Genomic DNA, 1,254 nt, shown 5'->3' with positions numbered 1-1,254 from the left:
GACTCGTAGAACTCCTCTGATCATAACACTAGGCTATCGCCTAATTCGCCATGCACCTGAGTTCAAGTTCTTTCGACTTTGTATATTGAATAGTGTGCTTTTGACTTTGGGGCGCTGGCTTTAGCCTGCAGGGTGTGTGTGTTTATTTTAGTTTTGGTATTAGGGAATGAATAATACGAAGCTTATTATTAACGTTAAACACAAAAGATCTGCAAGCTGAAGCGTGCGCCCCGAAATAACAAACCTACAAGCTAAAAACAGGACTCGTAGAACTCCTCCGCTCATGACACTAGGCTATCGCCTAATTCGCCATGCGCCCGAGTTCAAGTTCTTTCGACTTCGTATATTGAATAGTGTGCCTTTGACTTTGGGGCGCTGGCTTTAGCCTGCAGGGTGTGTGTGTTGATTTTAGTTTTGGTATTAAGGAATGAATAATGCGAAGCTTATTAACGTTAAACACAAAAGATCTGCAAGCTGAAGCGTGCGCCCCGAAATAACAAACCTACAAGCTGAAAACAGGACTCGTAGAACTCCTCCGCTCATGACACTAGGCTATCGCCTAATTCGCCATGCGCCCGAGTTCAAGTTCTTTCGACTTTGTATATTGAATAGTGTGCTTTTGACTTCGAGGCGCTGACTTTAGTCTGCAGGGATTCTGGTATTAGGGTTTATACTTTTGACTTTGTATTAATAATTTTTAATTGAAATCTCCCAATTAAAATAAACACAAAAGATCTGCAAGCTGAAGCGTGCGCCCCGAAATAACAAACCTGCAAGCTAAAAACAGGACTCGCAGAGCTCCTCCGCTCATAAGACTAGGCTATCGCCTAATTCGCCATGCGGCCCGAATAACAAAAGCTTACGACCAACACAAAAATATCTGCAAGCTGAAAACACCAAAATAACCATGAAGCGCTACGCTACACGAAGGAAAAGCTATAATCCATTGCTTATTATTAATCGCTTTTGCTCTCACCTTCATCAGCCTTCGTACCTTCGTGGTAAACCGCTTTTGATTTTGTATATTGAATAGTGTGCCTTTGACTCTGGGGCGCTGGCTTTAGCCTGCAGGGATTCTGGTGTTAGGGTTTATTGTTTTTATTTTTATATTTTTATATATTTGTATCACTAGGGCGTGTTGATCTTTCAAGAGTGATTTTTGAACAGCATGGTGGAAATGTATAATGGTTTCGCCAAAAATCAACATACAAGAATACCACCATGCCAAGAACAATGTTAACAGATGCACTGTGG

1 protein-coding gene is annotated in these 1,254 nt (G+C 41.6%); it reads right to left on the bottom strand.

Annotated elements, in window-relative coordinates:
- Positions 1-1,060 precede the first annotated feature (1,060 nt).
- Positions 1,061-1,254, bottom strand: a 194-nt coding sequence (locus tag SP041_RS21105; RefSeq protein ID WP_205961227.1) for a hypothetical protein, incomplete at its 5' end; no start/stop codon positions are given.

The sequence above is a fragment of the Psychromonas sp. SP041 genome, assembly GCF_000470315.2.
Lineage (GTDB): Bacteria > Pseudomonadota > Gammaproteobacteria > Enterobacterales > Psychromonadaceae > Psychromonas.
This window is presented reverse-complemented; position numbering and strand designations above follow the sequence as displayed.